Source organism: Dactylosporangium cerinum (assembly GCF_042653625.1).
Taxonomy (GTDB): Bacteria; Actinomycetota; Actinomycetes; order Mycobacteriales; family Micromonosporaceae; genus Dactylosporangium; species Dactylosporangium cerinum.
This window is the reverse complement of sequence record NZ_JBHSIU010000054.1, coordinates 106,393-122,849: the sequence shown is the minus strand read 5'-3', so window position 1 is coordinate 122,849 and position 16,457 is coordinate 106,393. Positions and strand designations below refer to the sequence as shown.

The following is a 16,457-nucleotide window of genomic DNA, read 5'->3' as shown; positions in this document are numbered from 1 at the left end:
CGGATGTACGTGACGGGCACGTGGGGAACTACCGGCGTCCGCGTCGCCCACACTGTCAGCGACGCTGACCTGGGCCCGGCACGTTCGAGCAGCACGGGCCGCCCACTGCCGTGGAGACCGATCTCGGCGTCCCGGCGATGACCGAGGACGACTGGAACATCAGCGAGGGCACCGTCATGCGGGTCGCGGCGGCGTGGAGCATCGACCCGACCACGCTGCAGCAGGTCGGGTCAACCGCGCCGGCGGGCGTCGCCGGTCACGTCGCGGGCGGGTAGATCTCGTCGAAGAGCGACCGGTCCCCGCCGGTCAGCGCGGCGCGGGTGTGCTCGACCACGTCGTCGCCGCCCTGGATGCCCGCCGGGTAACGGGCGTCCGCCGCGGCGGTGAGGTGCCGCCGGGACAGTTCGGGGTCCACGGGGAGGCCGTCGCCGCCGGTCAGGTAGGCCACGCCGAGCTCGAAGTGGACCTCGCCCGTCAGGGAACCGTCGTCGTCGTAGCGCAGCGACGACACCTGCAGCGCGTCGTCGATCAGGTCGTCGGCGTCGTCGTGACCGAAGTCGGCGGCGACGGTGAGCCACTTGTCGGCGAGGACGTCGCCGTCGCCGTCCAGGTCGCACAGGTGCAGGATCGGCTCGAGGTCGCCCGCGCGGGCAAGGGTCAGCAGCTGCCGAGCGGTCGGCTGGTCACTCATCGACGGCACGCTAACCGTACCGATGGCGGTGAGCCGAACCGGGTCTGCGCCGTCAGTCCGAGCCGGCGCGGGGGCGTTCATCGCACGGAGCTGACGCTCGCCAGGACTTCGGCCAGGACCAGCGGGTTGAGGTAGTCGCGGTACGACACGACCAGGCCGTCCCTGATCCGGAGCACGGCAATGATCGTCTGGTGCAGCGGTGCGCCGGTGGGGATCACGGTGCCGTGCGCCTCGTACTCGACGATCACCACCTCCGGGTCGGTGGTCTCGTGGATCACCGTCTTGCGGTACTCGTCGAACGTGACGAGGCCGTTGGCCTGCGTGGTCAGGAACTCGCGGATCTGGTCGCGGCCCTGCACCCGGCCCGGGACGCCGGCCGGCCGGAACGGCCACTCGATGAAGGCGTCGGGCGCCAGCAGGTTGACGAACCGTTCGGTGTCCTGCTCCCGGCTCGCGCGCAGGAGCTGTTCGACGGCTTCGCGTGACGTGAGGGTCACCGCCGCCTCCTTTCGTTCAACGCTTGTTGATTGAACGAGTGTAGAACGAAGAGGGCCGTCGGTCAACGGCCGTAGAATGAACCCGTGACCGAACCGAGCGCCCGCCCGACCAGAGCGCAGCAGCGTCGCCAGAGCGAAGCGCGGATCCTCACCGCGGCCCGCGAGATCTTCGCCGAGCTCGGCTACGACCGGACCACCATCCGGGCCGTGGCATCCGCTGCCGGTGTCGACGCCGGTCTGGTCATGCACTACTTCGGCAGCAAGGACCTGCTCTTCGCCCGCGCCGTCGAGGTGCCCGCCGACGAGCTGCCCGCCGGCACCTCGGGCGAGGTGGCCGAGGCGCTGCTCACGTCGCTGGGTCGGCGCCTGACCGGCGAGCCGACGGCCTCCCTGGCGGTCCTGCGCTCGGTGCTCACCAACGCCGACGCCGCCGACCGCTACCGGGCCGCCGCGGAACCCCAGCTCAACCAGCTCACCGAGGCGATCCCGACGCCCGACGCCGACCTGCGCGCGAGCCTGCTCAGCGCCATCGTCCACGGCGTGATCGCCGAGCGGTACCTGCTGCGCCTCACGCACCTCGCGGACGCCTCACCCGAGCAGATCATCGACCTGCTGCGCCCGTGCTTCCAAAGCCTGACCACCCCGCCGCCGGAGTAGGTGCTCGCGGGCGGGACCGCCCGGCGGTCCCGGCCGGCATGGACGTGCTGCAGGTGCTGTGGTGCCCGTTCGATCACCAGCCGTGGAGTTCGCCCCGGCCGGAACTGCGGTGGCGCAGCCGCGCGGAGATCGGTGACCGGCGACAGGCGATGCCCGAGCCGGACGAGGAGGCCGACCCCTGGTATGTGCCCGATCCGTGCGTGCTGCACCCCGAACGGGTCACCGAGTACCCGAGCCACGACCTGCCCGAGACGGTCCGGTCGCAGATCCGGGACGACATCGCCGCGGTCGAGCGGGACACCGGTTGGCACTACGACAGTGACCTGTCGGTCGCATCCGGCACGAAGGTGGGCGGCTATCCCGGCTGGACCCAGGTGCCGGACTGGCCGGTCTGCGGCTGCGGCGCACGGATGGATCACCTTCTCACCGTGGCCAGCTGGGAGTTCAGCCGAGGTGACGAGAAACGGTGGATCCCGCTGCAGGACCGCCCGTTGATGGCCGGTTGGGGGTTCGGCGCCGCTGATGACCATCCATGGCGGTGCATCCAGAACCCGGCCGGCTTGATGCTCGGCGACGTCGGCGGCATCTACGTGTTCGTCTGCGCAACCTGCGCCGAGCGTCCGTTCGACTACCGGTTCGACTGCTCCTGACACAGCGTCCCGCGCGGCCGGCATCGATGAACCGGCGTCCCTGCCGCTCGCGGTCCTCGATGACGCTGATTGACGAGCGGCAGGCGCGTCAGGTACTGGACTGACAACGCTCCGTAATGGGTCGACCATGCGCGTATGCGTCGGTTGTTCCTGTACGTGCCCGCGATCACCGGCTCCCGGCTGCTGTGGGAGGGTCTGAAGGCGCGGCTGGAGACCGAGCCGGAGTGTCAGGGCGACACGTTTCTGTCCTGGCCGGCCGCCGGCCGTCACCTCGGGAAGTACTCCCGGGGCAGGACCCTGGAGGGCTACGCCAGCAACCTGTCCGCGCATCTGGCCGAGCTCGACGCCGCCGCAACCGCGCGGGACAGCCCGTACGACGAGATCATCCTGTTCGGCAGCAGCCTGGGCGCACTGGTGGTGCGGTGGGCCTGGCTCGACGGCTGCGGCGCGTTCTCCGGTGACGCGCTCCGCCCGTGGGCGGCGAAGGTGACCCGGATCGTGCTCATGGCGGGCATCAACCGGGGCTTCTCGACCCGGTGGGAGTCCGGCCGCCGCAGTCCGCGACTGCTCGCCGAGAAGCTGGTGATCTCGCTGGCCTCGCCCTTCAACTTCGCGTGGAAGGACGCGCTGGCCGGGGCGCCGTTCGTCACCGACCTGCGCCTCACCTGGATGCGGCACCTGGCGGAGCACCCCGACCGGCAGCCGTTCGTCGTGCAGTTCCTCGGCGCGTCGGACCGGCTGGTGCGGCGCGAGGACAGCCGGGACATCGAGCAGTTTCCCCGCGCCGCGCACGTCGAGGTGGCCGACGCGGCACACTTCGACGTGCTCGACGTCGCCGGGCCGGACCGCGACAACCGCTACCTGCTGCTGCGCTCCTACATCCTCGGGGCGCCGGACCCGACGACGCCGCCGCCGGTCACGCAGGAGGCCACCGAGGTCGTCTTCGTCGTCCACGGGATCCGGGCCGGTGTCCATGGCTGGGTGCGCGAGGTCAGCCAGCTGGTGGAGGACACCGGCGCCCAGTGGCGGGTGGTGACGCCGAACTACCGGTACTTCTCGGCGCTGGCCTTCGCGTTCCCGGTCACCCGGCGGCGCAAGGTGCGCTGGTTCCTGGACCAGTACTCGGGGGAGGTGGCCCAGCAGCCGACGGCGAACTTCCACTTCGTCGGTCACAGCAACGGCACGTATCTGCTCGGCCGGGCGTTGCAGACGGTGCCCGCCGTGCGTTTCCGTCGCGTATACCTCGCCGGCAGCGTGCTCCCGGCCACCTTTCCATGGCACGCCTACCTGCGCGACCTGCGCCGGTCGCCTCGCATCGGCCAGATCCGCAGTGACCGCGGCAATCGCGACATTCCGGTGGCCCTGCTCGCCCAGGGGCTGCGGGGCCTCCGGATGCACGATGTCGGAAACGGCGGGTTCGGCGGGTTCGCTGAGCTCGACGCGCCGCCCGCGATCCAATGGCCGTTCTTCTCCGGCGGGCACGGCGCACCGCTCGCGACCCCGGAACGTCGCCGGAACGTCGCCGCCTACATCACCACGGGCCGGGCGGACCGCCCGGACGGGCTGGTCGACAGCGACGGCGGGCTGCTCGGCAGGATGTCCCGGCTGTCGCCAGTGCTCCTGCTCGTCCTGACCGGTCTCGCCGCGTTCGTGCTCGCCACGGCCGTCGTCGCGCCGAGCCCGGCATCGGTGACCGCCGCGCTGGCGATCGTCGCGGTGGTGGTGGCTCTGGCCTTCGTCTGATCACCGCGCGGTTGACCTTGGACAATCTGACTGCCTGGGACCAGTCAGATTGTCCAAGGTCAACCGCGTCGCCGCGACTGGCGGCGGTCCGATGGATGCCAGCCGGGCGTGGACCTGTTGGAGGTCGTCCGGCAGGTGCAGTTCGTCGAGCAGGCCGGCGGCCCGCTGCCAGACGGCCCGGGCCTCGTCGACGGCGCCGGCGGCGCGGTGTGCGTCGCCGAGATGGTCGAGGATCATCGCCTCGACGTGCCGGTCGCCGAGGTCCCGGCCGCGCCGGAGGGCCTCCCGGTAGGCGGCGATGGCCTCGTCGAACTGGTTCAGGTGGCACAGGGCGAAACCGATGCTGTCCCAGGTGTAGACGTGATCGGCAAGGGTCTCGAAGTCCTGGAGCAGGTCCAGCGCCGCACGGCAGGAGGTCAGCGCCCGGGCATGGTCGCCGAGCAGGGCGTGATACCAGCCGACCACGTTCAGTGCGCGAGCCTTCCACCGGCCGTTGTCGACCGTCCCGAACGCCTCGAACCCGTGGCGGGCGTGGTCGAGCGCCTCGGTGTGCCGCCCCTCCCGTTCCAGGACCAGCGCGATGCTGAGGTGGACCTGCCCCTGCCCGACCGGGTCGCCGCATCGGCGGGTCAGCTCCAGGGCCGCGGCGAGGTGCCGGTGGGCCGCGGCGTAGCGGCCGGTGCGGGTGTACGCCCGGGCGAGGCCGCGCCGCGCGTGCGCCTGGAACGCCAGGTCGCCGATCCGCTCGGCGGCGGCCAGCGCGGCCTGCTGGACCTCGACCAGCGCCGTCCAGTGCCCGCGCCAGTCGAGAAAGGTGGTCAGCGTCCAGGCCAACCGCGTCGCCGTGGCGTCGAGTCCGGCGGCCACGGCAAGCGGCACGGCATGCAACAGGACGGGCTGCTCGGTGGTGAACCATTCCAGCGCTGCCCGGCGGTTCGCGACGGGCTCGACCTCGGGCTCGCGCCGGTCGAGGACCAGCTCCTCCCGCTGGGCGCCCAGGAGCACGTCGGCGTGGTGCGCGGTGTGCAGGTAGTGCTCGAGCATCCGGTGTACGGCGGCGGCCCGCTGCCCATCCGGTTCCTCGGCCGCTGCCCGTTCCGTCGCGTACGCCCGCAGCAGGTCGTGCAGGCGGTACCGGCCGCCGGTGTGTTCCGTCAGGAGGTTTGCCCGGACCAGTTCGGCGAGCAGCGGCTGCGTCCCGGCCACCGGCAGCCCGGCCAGGCCGGCGGCGGTCCACACCGAGACGCTGCCGCCGGGGTGCAGACCGAGCAGCCGGAACAGCCGGGCCGCGGCGGGTCGCAACGCGCGGTACGACCACCAGAACACCGACCGGACGGCGCCGTCCGGCTCGTCGATGTCCAGGGCGTCGAGTGGGGTACGGGCGTCGCGCAGTTCAGTGGCGAGGGACGCCAGCGTGGCCCGTGGCCGGGTGGCGGCGCGGGCGGCGACCAGCGCGAGGGCGAGCGGCAGCCCGACGCAGCGGGCCACGATGTCATCGACCGCCGCCGGCTCGACCTGCGCCCGGTGCGCTCCGACGCGGCGCAGGAGCAGCTCGGTGGCCTCGTTCGGGCGCAACAGGTCGAGCGTCACGGGATGTGCGCCGGTCGCGGCCACCAGACCGGGCAGCTGGTTGCGGCTGGTCACCACCACCAGGCAGCCCGGAGTGCCGGGCAGCAGCGGGCGGGTCTGGGCGCTGTCGCGGGCGTTGTCCAGGACGATGAGCATCCGCCGGCCGGCCAGGGCGGTGCGCGGCAGCGCCGCCCGTGCCGCCAGATCCGGCGGGATGCGTTGCGGCGGCACGCCGATCGCGTCGATCAGCTGGCTCAGGGCCTCCCCGGCCGGCATCGCCGCTGCGCTGGGGTCGAAGCCACGCAGGTCGAGGTACAGCTGGCCGTCGGGGTACCGGCCGGCCATCCGATGCGCCCAGTGCAGCGCGAGGGCGGTCTTGCCGATCCCGGCGGTGCCGGTGATCGTGACCGTGACCGGCCCGGTCGCCGAGGTCCGGGCAACCAGGTCGGTCAGCTCGGCAAGCTCCGGGCACCGGCCGCTGAACTGGTGCACCGCGGGCGGCAGCTGCCGTGGCACCAGGGCGCCACCGGACGTGGCCGGCGGCTCGGGCGGGCGTGACTCGTCGCGGCGCTGCTCGTGGACGCGGTCGCGGGCGGTGGCCAGGGCGCCCCGCTCGGCCGGACCGGCCCCCAGCAGGTCGACGAGGACGTCGAACCGGTCCGTCGGCGGCAGCGTCTTGCCGGTGAAGTACTCGGCCACCGCGGTGTGCGACCAGCCGGTGTCATCCACTCCCAGGGGACGATGAGACGGCTCCAGCCACGGGCGCCGACGACCGTGACCCTGCGCCACATGATGCGGAGGCAGGCGCCGCCCAGATCCCGATTCCGTCCATTCACGGACGACGGCGTACACCGGCGTGCGGTATCCGTGCTCCGCGGGCCGTTGTACGCCGTCGTCGGGGACTACTGCGGGAAGTCGCCGGGGTTGACCGGGTCGGTGTCGGCGTTGCCGCCGACGCTGGCCTTCAGGGTGATCTCCCAGGTGGTGTACTGCCGGCTCGTCGTCGTGAACTCGAAGACGTCAGCAAACTTCTCGAACTCGCAGGAGCGGGTGAACCCCGCGACGCCCGGGTCCCAGTCGACGCCGGTGCTCATGTACACCTGGTAGCTGCCGTCCTTGACCTTCTTGACCTTGTACGTCTTGCCGGCCGAGACGAAGACCGTGAAGGCCGCGACCTTGGCACCGTTCGGGACGAGGCTCACGGCGACGTCAGTGTCGCTGCCGCTGTTGTTGATCGTGAATTCGCCCGAGCCGTTGAGGGTCCCCTTCTTCACCATGGTGCCGTTCGCCAGCGTGCGGGTCTGCTGGGCGACCGGCGCCGGCAGCCACGCGCCGAACGTGAAGGCGGACCCGAACGCCTTGGCCGCCTCCCGGAGGAGGCCCGCCGACGGCAAGCTGGTCACCTGGGCGACCGCCGAGGAACCGGCGCAGATCTCGCCCGACTTCGCGGACCCGGCCAGCGTGCTGAAGTCGCTGCTCAAGGAGTTGAACGCCCGCTTGATCTGCTCGTGGCCGGCGGCCGCCTCCTTCGGCGGGGTCAGGGACGCGAACCGGGGCGCGCTCGTCTTGACCGCGTCGGCCAGCGCCTGCACGGCCTCGGTCGTCGCCGCCTGGTTCTTCGCCGCGGCGACCTTCTGCCACGCCGGCCCGATCAGCCCGTCGACCTCGGTCAGGAGCGACTGGTATGCGGTGGCGGTCATCGGCTCCGGCGCCTTGCTCGGCGTCGGGCTCGCCGACGCACCGCCGGTCGCACCCGCGGCGGCCGGCTTCTTGTCGGAGTCACCGCTGACGAACGCGGCAACCCCACCGACTCCGCACACCAGCAGGAGCACGACGGCGACCACGCCGACGATGAGCTTGTTCCGCGACCTCCCGGGCAGGCCGGACGGGGCCCGATCACCGCTCGGCCACCCGGTGCCCGGTCCGCCGCCGATGGCACCGGTGGGCGGCCCCACCCAGTTGGGAGCACCGGCGGGCGGCGTCCCGAACGGGTCCGGTGGCCCGTACCCGGGAATGCCGGACGTGGGCGGCCCGGACGCGGGGAAGCCGGAGGTGGGCGGACCGTACCCGGGAATGCCGGAGGTGGGCGGCCCGGACGCGGGAAAACCGGAAGTGGGCGGACCGGACATAGGCGTGCCGGACACCGGTATGCCGGACGTCGGCATGCCCGGTGCGGGGGTGTTCGGTGGGCCCCACGCCGGAAAGTCCGGGTTCGGTCCGGCGGGGGAGGGCGGCGTCGTCACGCGAGCACCGTACAGGTTCAGATGCATGTGCATGAGCCCGCGGCGTGAGCATGGCCCTGGAGCAAAGCTCATCCCTTCGGGTGAGCATCGTGCGACGACGGCGGGGGACGGGTATCGGGTGGGCAGTGTTTCCGTCCACGCTCCGAGTCGGAACCGGAGGGGCGATGAGCACCCTGGACAGCGAGGCGGCGGCGCTGCATGAGCTCAAACTTGCCGTCCTGGCCGAACTGGCGATTGCCGGCCAGCCGGAGCGGACCGACGGTGTGCCGCTTGACGAGCTGCTGTTCGACCGGGTGGACGCCGACCGCTACGAACTTTGCCTGCACTGTCTCCTGGATGCGGTCGTCGCACTCGAGCGAAGGTAGGTCCCGCCTCACGTTCCCGGCGGGAAGTCGGCGGCGCGGGAGGCGGCCTCCGACCGGGCGATGTCGGCCATGGTGTCGCGGAGCGTCGAGGTCACCGCGTCGTAGGCGTCGCTGCCCAGCACCAGCCGGTGCGGCGGTGGATCCCCGGCCATCGCGGCGATGACCGCGCGAGCGCCGCGCAGCGGGTCGCCGGGCTGCGTGCCGTTCTGGTCGATCATCGCGGACCGCACGCCTGCGAGCATCCGGTGGTAGGCCGGGACGGTCTCGGTGAGCGGCTCGTCGGCGAAGCCGGCATAGGCGTTGGTGCGGAACGCTCCAGGCTCGATCGCCAGGACGCGGATGCCCAGCGGGGCGACCTCCTCGCGCAGGGCCGCCGTCACGGCCTCGACCGCGTGTTTCGCGGCGCTGTAGTAGCCGAACCCGGGCACGCTGCGCAGGCCGGCGACCGAGGACATGTTGAGGATCCAGCCGCGGCGCCGTTCGCGCATGCCGGGCAGCACCGCCCGGGTCACCGCGAGCAGGGCGAAGAGGTTCAGCTCGAACGTGCGGTGCACCGCATCCTCGGCCATGCCTTCGATCGAGCCGTACCATCCGCGTCCGGCGTTGTTGACCAGCACGTCGATCCCGCCGAAGCGCTGCTCGGCCGCGGCCACCGCGTGACGGACCTGCACCGCGTCGGTGACGTCCAGCGGCAGGAGCAGCACGCGGTCGCCGTGCGGGCGGGCCCAGTCCTGCAGCTGCTCGGGGCGCCGCGCGGTCAGCACCACCCGGTCGCCCGTTTCGAGGGCGGCGTCGGCGTACGCCTGACCGAAGCCGCCCGGCGTCCCACCGGTGATGAACCACGTCCTCATGGCTCGATCACCAGCCGGGCGATGGTGGTGCCGCGCAGGGTGAACCGGTGGTGCAGGTCGACCACCCCGCCCGGGAAGTCGCCCTCCAGGTGCTGCAGCACGTCGTAGTGCTCCTGGTCGAGCTGCGTGGCGGAGATCAGTTCGGTGGTGTACGTGTACTGCGACGCCGCGCCGGCCAGCCACGCGCGGATCTCCTCCGGACCGTGGTAGGTGCGGCCGTCGTCGACCACGACCGCGTCGGGCGCGTACGCCGTGATCGCGCTGTCGACGTCCCGGGCGTTGTGGGCGGTCAGATATGTCGTGATTACGGGGGGAAGGTCCATGAGTCAACCGTGGAGTCTCCCGCCGGGAGAGAGTCAAGACTGGAGGCATGCGCCACGGAATGACCATCGGGGAGTTCGCCACGCTGACCCACCTGAGCGTGCGGACGCTGCGCCGGTATCACCAGGCCGGTCTGCTCGAGCCCGCCACCGTCGACCCGTTCACCGGTTACCGCTACTACTCCGCCGGACAGATCCCCTCCGCGCAGGTCATCCACCGGTTGCGCGAGCTGGACGTGCCGCTGGCCGAAGTGCGGTCCATCCTCGCCACCGACGACCCGCAGCGGCGCGCGGATCTCATCGCCGAGCACCTGCACCGGCTGGAGGAGGAACTCGAGCGGACCCGGGCCGCCGTCGTGTCGCTGCGCCGGCTGTTGCGCCCGGACCGGGAGGACCTGCGGGTCGAGCTGCGGTCCCTGCCCGCCCGGACCGTCGTCGCCGTCCGCGGCCACGTCACGCTGGAGGACTCGACAAGGTGGTACGACGCCGCGATGGCCGAGCTGGACGCCGCCTTCGGCCCGGCCGAGCGCACCGGTGCACCCGGTGGCCGCTACGCCAACGAGCTGTTCACCGCCGGTGCCGGGGCGATGACGGTGTACCGCCCGGTCCGCGAACCCCGCGCCGGAGGGCGCGTCGAGATCGTCGAGCTGCCACCGGCGGACGTGGCCGTCGCCGTGCACGCCGGCCGGCACGACGACATCGACGTGACCTACGGCCGACTGGGATCGTGGGTGGTGGAACACGCCCTGGCGGTCGACGGCCCGGTCGACGAGACCTACGTGGTCGGCCCCCGCGACACCGCGACGCCCGCCGACTGGCGCACCGAGATCGGCTGGCCGGTGTTCCGCCTCGCCCCGGGCGGCTGAGTCCGGGCGGTCAGGTTCGCCACGAGCAGGGCGCCGGTCGCCTCGAGGTGGGTGCGCATGGCGGCCTCGGCGGCGGCGCCGTCGCGGGCGATCACGGCGGTGACGACCGGTTCGTGCTCGGCGTGGATCTGGGTCAGGGCGCGGCCGCTGGCGGTGGTGGGCGGGCCGAGCAGGGCGGTGGTGGAGCGCAGCTGGGCGACGATCGCGGCGGCCCGGGTGTTGCCGGCGGCGCGCAGCAGCAGGTCGTGCAGGCTGCGGTCGGCCGGCCAGAAGGCGGCCTCGTCGCCGCGGGCGGCCGCGGCGGCCATGGCGTCCAGGGTCGCCCGGATCGCGGCGTGCTGCTCGTCGGTGCCGTGCACGGCGGCCTTGCGGGCGGCCGGCGGCTCCAACCAGAGGCGGATCTCGATGATCTCGGCGACGTCGTGGGCGCGCGGTGGCAGGACCCGGAAGCCGCGGTTGCGCCGGATCTCGACCAGGCCCGCCTCGGCCAGGCGGAGCATCCCCTCCCGGACCGGGCTGCGGGAGACGCCGAGGAGTTCGGCCAGCTGGTACACGGAGTAGGTCTGGTCGGCCACGAGCTCGCCGGCCGCGATGCCGTCGCGGACCGCCTGGGCAACGGCCTCGGCGAGCGACGGCGCCTCGGCCGGCAGGCGGAGAGCGGGCGACGGCGCCTCGGCCGGCAGGCGGAGAGCGGGCGACGGCGCCTCGGCCGGCAGGCGGAGAGCGGGCGACGGCGCCTCGGCCGGGAGACGGAGAGCGGGCGACGGCGCCTCGGTTGGGAGGTCGGGCGAGGGCATGAGTAACATGTTACCCATGAACGACGTGGTGGGTGCACTCCAGAAGGCCGGGCTCGAGGTCCGGGCCGACGCCGGCACCCTGGGCATGTATGCCTCCGACGCCTCGCTGTATCGGATCCCGCCCCTCGCGGTGGTCCGCCCACGGCACGTCGACGAGGTGGCCGCGGCGCTCGCCGTCGCCCGCGCGACCGGGGTGCCGCTCACCTCCCGGGGCGCCGGCACGTCGGTCGCCGGCAACGCGGTCGGCCGCGGGATCGTGCTGGACTTCTCCCGCCACCTCAACCGCGTCCTGTCCGTCGACCCGGACGCCCGCACCGCCGTGGTCGAGCCCGGCACCGTGCACGCCGTGCTGCAGAAGGCCGTCACCAGGCACGGCGTGCGGTTCGGGCCCGACCCGTCGACGCACCCGCGCTGCACGATCGGCGGGATGATCGGCAACAACGCCTGCGGCTCGCGCTCCCTGGCCTACGGCCGCACGTCGGACAACGTCGCCGGCCTGGAAGTGCTGACCGCCGCGGGCGAGCACGTCGACACCACTCAGCCGGCCGGGCCGCTCGTGACGGACCTCGACGCGGTCATCAAACGGCACCTCGCCACGGCACGGACCGAGTTCGACCGGTTCGGCCGGCAGGTCTCCGGCTACGCCGTGCAGCACCTGCTGCCGGAGCGCTTCGACCTCACCCAGGCCCTGGTCGGCTCCGAGGGCACCCTGGCCGTCATCACCCAGGCAACCGTGAAGCTGGTCGTCGACGCCCCGGTCCGGGTCGTCGTCGTCCTCGGCTTCCGTGACATCGTCGCCGCCGGCGAGGCCGCCCCGGCCGTCGTCGCGCACGGCCCGACGTCCTGCGAGGGCCTCGACTCGCGGCTGATCGACGTGCTGGTGGCCCGGCGCGGCCCGGCCGCCGTCCCGCCGCTGCCGCGCGGCGGTGCCTGGCTGTTCGTCGAGCTGGCCGGCGACGACCTCGGCGAGGTCGAGTCGCGGGCCCGGCGGCTGGCCGCCGACGGCATCGGCGAGGAGGCCCTCGTCGTCACCGACCCGCTCGTCCAGGCGCAGCTGTGGCGGATCCGCGAGGACGGCGCCGGCCTGGCCGGGCGGGCCCCGTCCGACCGCCCCGCGTGGCCCGGCTGGGAGGACGCCGCCGTGCCGCCGCAGCGGCTCGGCGCCTACCTGGCCCGGTTCGACGAGCTCGTCGCCTCCTACAAACTGACGTCCGCACCGTTCGGGCACTTCGGCGACGGCTGCATGCATGTCCGTCTCGACTTCCCGCTCGGCGAGCCCGGCGGCACGAAGGTGCTGCGCGACTTCCTCACCGACGCCGCCAAGCTGGTCGGCGAGTTCGGCGGCTCCCTGTCGGGTGAGCACGGCGACGGCCGGGCCCGCTCGGAGCTGCTGCCGCACATGTACTCCGCGGACGCGATCGCCCTGTTCGCCGCGATCAAGCACGCCTTCGACCCGGGCAACCTGCTCAACCCCGGCGTCCTGGTCGACCCGGACCCGGTCGACGCCGATGTGCGGCCCGCCGGGCGGTTCCCGCTCAAGTCCCTCGCGATGGCCTACCCGCACGACGGCGGCGACCTCGCCCAGGCGGTGCACCGGTGCACCGGCGTCGGCAAGTGCCGGGCCGACAACTCCGCCGCCGGTGGCGTCATGTGCCCGTCCTACCTGGCGACCCGCGAGGAGAAGGACTCCACCCGGGGCCGCGCCCGGGTGCTGCAGGAGGTCGTGCGCGGCGAGCTGACCTGGTCGGACCCGTCCGTGCACGACGCCCTGGACCTGTGCCTGTCGTGCAAGGGCTGCGCGTCGGACTGCCCGACCGGGATCGACATGGCGACGTACAAGTCCGAGGTCCTGCACCAGACGTACAAGAAAAAGCTGCGGCCGCGGTCGCACTACACGCTGGGCAGGCTGCCGTTCTGGGCCCGCCTGGCCGGGTGGACGCCGCGGCTGGCGAATCTCGGTATGCGGCTGCCCGGGATCGGTGGCCTGCTGCTGTGGCTCGCCGGCGTGGACAAGCGCCGCACCGTCCCCGCGTTCGCCCGGCGCCCGTTCCGCCGCACGTTCCGGCCCGAAGCCGGCGGCAAGCCCGTGGTCCTCTTCGCCGACTCGTTCTCCGACGCGTTCTCCCCGGAGGCGGCGATGGCGACGGTACGGGTCCTGCGCGCCGCCGGATACGAGCCCAGACTGCCGTCCGGGGCGGTGTGCTGCGGCCTGACCTGGATCACCACCGGCCAGCTGGACGCGGCGAAGAAGATCCTCACCCGGACCGTCGCGGCGCTCGCCCCGGACGCCCGCGCCGGCATCCCGATCGTCGGCATCGAGCCCTCCTGCACCGCGGTGCTGCGCTCCGACATCCACGAGCTGCTGCCCGGCGACGAGGACGCGGCGGCGGTCGCCGGGTCGGTGCACACCCTCGCCGAGCTGCTCACGCAGACCCCCGGCTGGACCCCGCCGGACCTGTCCGGTGTCGAGATCGTCGCCCAGCCGCACTGCCACCACCACGCCGTCCTGGGCTGGAAGACCGACGCTGACCTGCTCAAGGCCACCGGCGCGCAGGTGCGGCGGCTCGCCGGCTGCTGCGGCCTGGCCGGCAACTTCGGTGTCGAGATCGGCCACTACGAGGTGTCCGTCGCGGTCGCGGAGCACCAGCTGCTGCCGGCCCTGGACGCCGCTCCGGACGCGGTCGTGCTCGCCGACGGGTTCTCGTGCCGCACTCAGGTCGCCGACCTTCGGGACCGGCCGGCCGTGCACCTGGCGCAGCTGCTGGATCGATGAACCTCAGGCGGGCCAGCCGGGCACGCCCGGCACCTGCCGCTCCGCGATCTGGGTGAGCGTGCCCTCGTCGGCGGGGTTGAGCTCGGCACGCAGGATCGTCAGCTCGACCATCCCGCCCGTGTCGGCGCGGTTCCAGGCGATCAGCAGCGTCGCCTCTTTCCACGGGGAGTTGACGATCATCGACTTGCCCGCGGTCCAGAGCGCCGGCCGGCCGAGCACCGTGCGCGGCTGCGCCTCCGGGAACAGCTTCTGGTAGGTCGCGATCGTGGTGCGGTCGTGGCCGACGGCCAGCCTGAGCACGCTGGTCGGCAGCGACACCGTGCACTCGTGCCAGTCGGTCTCCCGCAGGTACGAGGTGCCGGTGCCCTTGGACTTCCCCGGCGGCTCGACGAGCCCGTACACGTCGGGCCGGTCGATGAGCGGGCACAACTCGGCCTTGGCCTTGCGCTGCTCCGGGTCGGTCGACTCCGGATACGGCGCGGCGTTCGCGCCGGAGCCGAGCTCGGGGTTCGCGTCCCACCGGCCGGTGACCACGCCGCCGACGTACACGGCGACCGCCGCGGTGATGAGCACCGGAAGGATCCAGCCGAGGACGCGTCGCATGGCCGCCGAGCGTACGGCAACCCGACGGCGGGACACTGTGGGGATGTCGGCGAGTGCGGTCATCACCATCCTCGAACTGGCCGGGCTGTACGTGTTCGCCACGTCCGGTGCCCTGATGGCCGTCTACAAGGGCTTCGACGTCGTCGGCATCGTCGTGCTGGCCATGCTCACCGCCCTCGGCGGCGGCATCCTGCGGGACCTGATCATCGGGGCGACCCCACCGGCGGCGTTCACCGAGGTGAGCTACCTGGTGGTGCCGCTGCTCGCCGCCGTCGTGACGTTCTTCGTCCATCGCCTCGTGCACCGGCTGACGTTCACGGTGCTGGTGTTCGACGCCGCCGGACTGGGGCTGTTCTGCGTCACCGGCACCCTCAAGGCCCTCGACTTCGGCCTCGGGCCGCTGCAGGCGGTGCTGCTCGGCATCACCACCGCGGTCGGCGGCGGGGTCCTGCGCGACATCACCGCCCGCGAGACCCCGGCGCTCGTCCAGGTGGACACGGACCTGTATGCGATCCCGGCCGCCGCCGGCGCCGTCATCGTCGCCGTGGCGGACCAGGTGGGCCTGCCCATGACGGCCGTCGCGGTGGGCGCGGCGGCGCTGGTCTTCGCGTTCCGTCTCACCGCGATGCTCCGGCACTGGACCGCGCCCCGCGCCCGCCACCACGACGCGTCTGGCGGCCGCGACGTATCGTGATGGCCGTGACGGATCCGGCTGCGAACCTGACCACCGCCACCGTGGTCATCGTCGGTGTGGGGGAGCACGAGGCGGGCGCCGGTTGGTCGCTGGCCGGTCCGGTGCCCGACGCGCTGCGGTTCGCGCAGTACTTCCTCGACCGGGGCGTGCCGGCCGAGCGCGTGCAGGTGCTGTCCACGCCGCTGCCACCGGACGGCGCGCTGCCGGAGGGGGTGCGCTGCCGCCCGGCCGACCGGGCCACGGTGCGGCAGGTGTTCCTGCGGGAGCTTCCCGCCGGTGACGCCAAGGATCTGTACGTGGTCTGGGGTGGCCACGGGTACCTCGACACCGGTGGGCGGCGCCGCCTGTACCTCGCGGACGCGATCGAGTCCGACGCGGTGGACTTCGACCTCGACTCGCTGCTGGTCACGTACCGGTCGGACCTCGTCGCCGCGTTGCGCCGGCAGTTGTGGCTGATCGACGTGTGCCAGTTGCACGATGACGACGACGGCCGGCCGCGGGTGCGCGGGCACGAGACGTTTCCGGCCGGGGAACCCGTCGCCGGGCTCACCCAGCAGGTGCTCTTCGCGGCGGGGCACGGGCAGGGCGCGGCCGACCTGCGGGTGCAGCAGACCGGGCTGTTCAGCCGCGAGGTGCTGCGGCTGCTGCACCGCGACGGCGGCGCGGCGTTGCTGGCCGATCCGCCGGCGCTGTTCGAGGCGCTCCGCGAGCGGTTCACCACCCGGCGGGGGGCCGGGCTGGCCCGGCAGACGCCGACCTACCTGTGGTATCGCAACGAGCTCGGCGACGAAGGTCTGCTGCTGCACAGCCCGCCCCGGCAGCCCGCCGCCCTCGTGCCGGAGCTGCGGGTGCCGTCGTCGTCGCTCATGCCGATCGTCGAGGCGCTGCTCGGGCTCGCCGAGTTCCGCGAACCCGCGACCCGTGAGGACATCCTTGTGACGCTGCGCGGGTCGGTGTACGGATCGATCCGGCGGAATCCGGCGGCGCGCATGGACGCCATCAACATCGTGCGGACCTGCCTGCGGTTCCCGGGCGGGCTGAGCGAGCTGGTCGAGGCCGTCCAGTTCGTCGTGCCCGAGAGCCCGGCACTCGAACGCTTCACCGCCGCAGCGGCGGTGTTGAGCGACTCCCGTTGACC

At 72.9% G+C, this 16,457-nt stretch carries 17 protein-coding genes; 9 read left to right on the top strand and 8 right to left on the bottom strand.

Going from position 1 to position 16,457, the window contains the following annotated elements; translation table 11 throughout:
• The first annotated feature begins 110 nt into the window (after positions 1-110).
• Positions 111-275: a hypothetical protein gene (locus ACFPIJ_RS38435; RefSeq protein ID WP_380122886.1), complete on the top strand. Its 165-nt coding sequence runs from the start codon at positions 111-113 to the stop codon at positions 273-275.
• On the opposite strand, the gene ACFPIJ_RS38430 is transcribed toward ACFPIJ_RS38435, so the two are convergent.
• Positions 257-691: a hypothetical protein gene (locus tag ACFPIJ_RS38430; RefSeq protein ID WP_380122884.1), complete on the bottom strand. Its 435-nt coding sequence runs from the start codon at positions 689-691 to the stop codon at positions 257-259. The two genes, ACFPIJ_RS38435 and ACFPIJ_RS38430, sit on opposite strands and share 19 nt — an antisense overlap.
• 77 nt (positions 692-768) lie before the next feature.
• Complete coding sequence (locus ACFPIJ_RS38425) at positions 769-1,188, bottom strand: nuclear transport factor 2 family protein (protein WP_380122882.1); 420 nt, start codon at positions 1,186-1,188, stop codon at positions 769-771.
• Positions 1,189-1,272: 84 nt separating this feature from the next.
• Here ACFPIJ_RS38425 and ACFPIJ_RS38420 point away from each other — a divergent pair, with 84 nt between their 5' ends.
• The 3 genes from ACFPIJ_RS38420 (at position 1,273) to ACFPIJ_RS38410 (ending at position 4,238) form a co-directional block, all read left to right on the top strand.
• A complete protein-coding gene (locus ACFPIJ_RS38420; protein ID WP_380122881.1) occupies positions 1,273-1,845 on the top strand; it encodes a TetR/AcrR family transcriptional regulator in 573 nt (190 codons plus the stop codon).
• Between the two features lie 38 nt (positions 1,846-1,883).
• Positions 1,884-2,495 (top strand): hypothetical protein, encoded by a 612-nt coding sequence (locus tag ACFPIJ_RS38415; RefSeq protein WP_380122879.1) that lies wholly within the window; start codon positions 1,884-1,886, stop codon positions 2,493-2,495.
• A gap of 135 nt (positions 2,496-2,630) precedes the next feature.
• Positions 2,631-4,238: an alpha/beta hydrolase family protein gene (locus ACFPIJ_RS38410; protein ID WP_380122877.1), complete on the top strand. Its 1,608-nt coding sequence runs from the start codon at positions 2,631-2,633 to the stop codon at positions 4,236-4,238.
• Here the strand turns inward: ACFPIJ_RS38410 and ACFPIJ_RS38405 are convergent, their stop codons facing one another.
• The gene (locus ACFPIJ_RS38405; protein WP_380122876.1) at positions 4,239-6,536 is read right to left on the bottom strand and encodes an ATP-binding protein; all 2,298 of its coding nucleotides are present in this window, start codon (positions 6,534-6,536) and stop codon (positions 4,239-4,241) included.
• A 173-nt stretch (positions 6,537-6,709) separates the two neighbouring features.
• Complete coding sequence (locus tag ACFPIJ_RS38400; RefSeq protein ID WP_380122874.1) at positions 6,710-8,050, bottom strand: hypothetical protein; 1,341 nt, start codon at positions 8,048-8,050, stop codon at positions 6,710-6,712.
• 164 nt (positions 8,051-8,214) lie between these two features.
• On the opposite strand from ACFPIJ_RS38400, the gene ACFPIJ_RS38395 reads away from it, so the two are divergent.
• Positions 8,215-8,415 (top strand): hypothetical protein, encoded by a 201-nt coding sequence (locus ACFPIJ_RS38395; protein WP_380122872.1) that lies wholly within the window; start codon positions 8,215-8,217, stop codon positions 8,413-8,415.
• Positions 8,416-8,423: 8 nt separating this feature from the next.
• Here the strand turns inward: ACFPIJ_RS38395 and ACFPIJ_RS38390 are convergent, their stop codons facing one another.
• The gene (locus ACFPIJ_RS38390) at positions 8,424-9,266 is read right to left on the bottom strand and encodes an SDR family NAD(P)-dependent oxidoreductase (protein ID WP_380122870.1); all 843 of its coding nucleotides are present in this window, start codon (positions 9,264-9,266) and stop codon (positions 8,424-8,426) included.
• Entirely contained in the window at positions 9,263-9,589 is a 327-nt protein-coding gene (locus ACFPIJ_RS38385) for a nuclear transport factor 2 family protein (protein WP_380122868.1), read from the bottom strand. The genes ACFPIJ_RS38390 and ACFPIJ_RS38385 overlap by 4 nt, the downstream gene beginning before the upstream one ends.
• 47 nt (positions 9,590-9,636) lie before the next feature.
• On the opposite strand from ACFPIJ_RS38385, the gene ACFPIJ_RS38380 reads away from it, so the two are divergent.
• Positions 9,637-10,452: a MerR family transcriptional regulator gene (locus ACFPIJ_RS38380; RefSeq protein WP_380122867.1), complete on the top strand. Its 816-nt coding sequence runs from the start codon at positions 9,637-9,639 to the stop codon at positions 10,450-10,452.
• On the opposite strand, the gene ACFPIJ_RS38375 is transcribed toward ACFPIJ_RS38380, so the two are convergent.
• Positions 10,362-11,249 carry a GntR family transcriptional regulator gene (locus tag ACFPIJ_RS38375; protein WP_380122865.1) on the bottom strand — a complete coding sequence of 296 codons (888 nt, stop codon included), beginning with the start codon at positions 11,247-11,249 and terminating at the stop codon, positions 10,362-10,364. The two genes, ACFPIJ_RS38380 and ACFPIJ_RS38375, sit on opposite strands and share 91 nt — an antisense overlap.
• Positions 11,250-11,265: 16 nt before the next feature.
• Here ACFPIJ_RS38375 and ACFPIJ_RS38370 point away from each other — a divergent pair, with 16 nt between their 5' ends.
• Positions 11,266-14,022 (top strand): FAD-binding and (Fe-S)-binding domain-containing protein, encoded by a 2,757-nt coding sequence (locus ACFPIJ_RS38370; protein WP_380122863.1) that lies wholly within the window; start codon positions 11,266-11,268, stop codon positions 14,020-14,022.
• A 3-nt stretch (positions 14,023-14,025) separates the two neighbouring features.
• Here the strand turns inward: ACFPIJ_RS38370 and ACFPIJ_RS38365 are convergent, their stop codons facing one another.
• Positions 14,026-14,625 carry a hypothetical protein gene (locus ACFPIJ_RS38365; protein WP_380122862.1) on the bottom strand — a complete coding sequence of 200 codons (600 nt, stop codon included), beginning with the start codon at positions 14,623-14,625 and terminating at the stop codon, positions 14,026-14,028.
• A gap of 43 nt (positions 14,626-14,668) precedes the next feature.
• Between ACFPIJ_RS38365 and ACFPIJ_RS38360 the strand changes: the two genes are divergently transcribed.
• Positions 14,669-15,319 (top strand): trimeric intracellular cation channel family protein, encoded by a 651-nt coding sequence (locus tag ACFPIJ_RS38360; protein ID WP_380122860.1) that lies wholly within the window; start codon positions 14,669-14,671, stop codon positions 15,317-15,319.
• A 5-nt stretch (positions 15,320-15,324) separates the two neighbouring features.
• On the top strand, positions 15,325-16,455 hold the full coding sequence (locus tag ACFPIJ_RS38355) for an effector-associated domain 2-containing protein (RefSeq protein WP_380122858.1): 1,131 nt from the start codon (positions 15,325-15,327) through the stop codon (positions 16,453-16,455).
• Positions 16,456-16,457 lie beyond the last annotated feature (2 nt).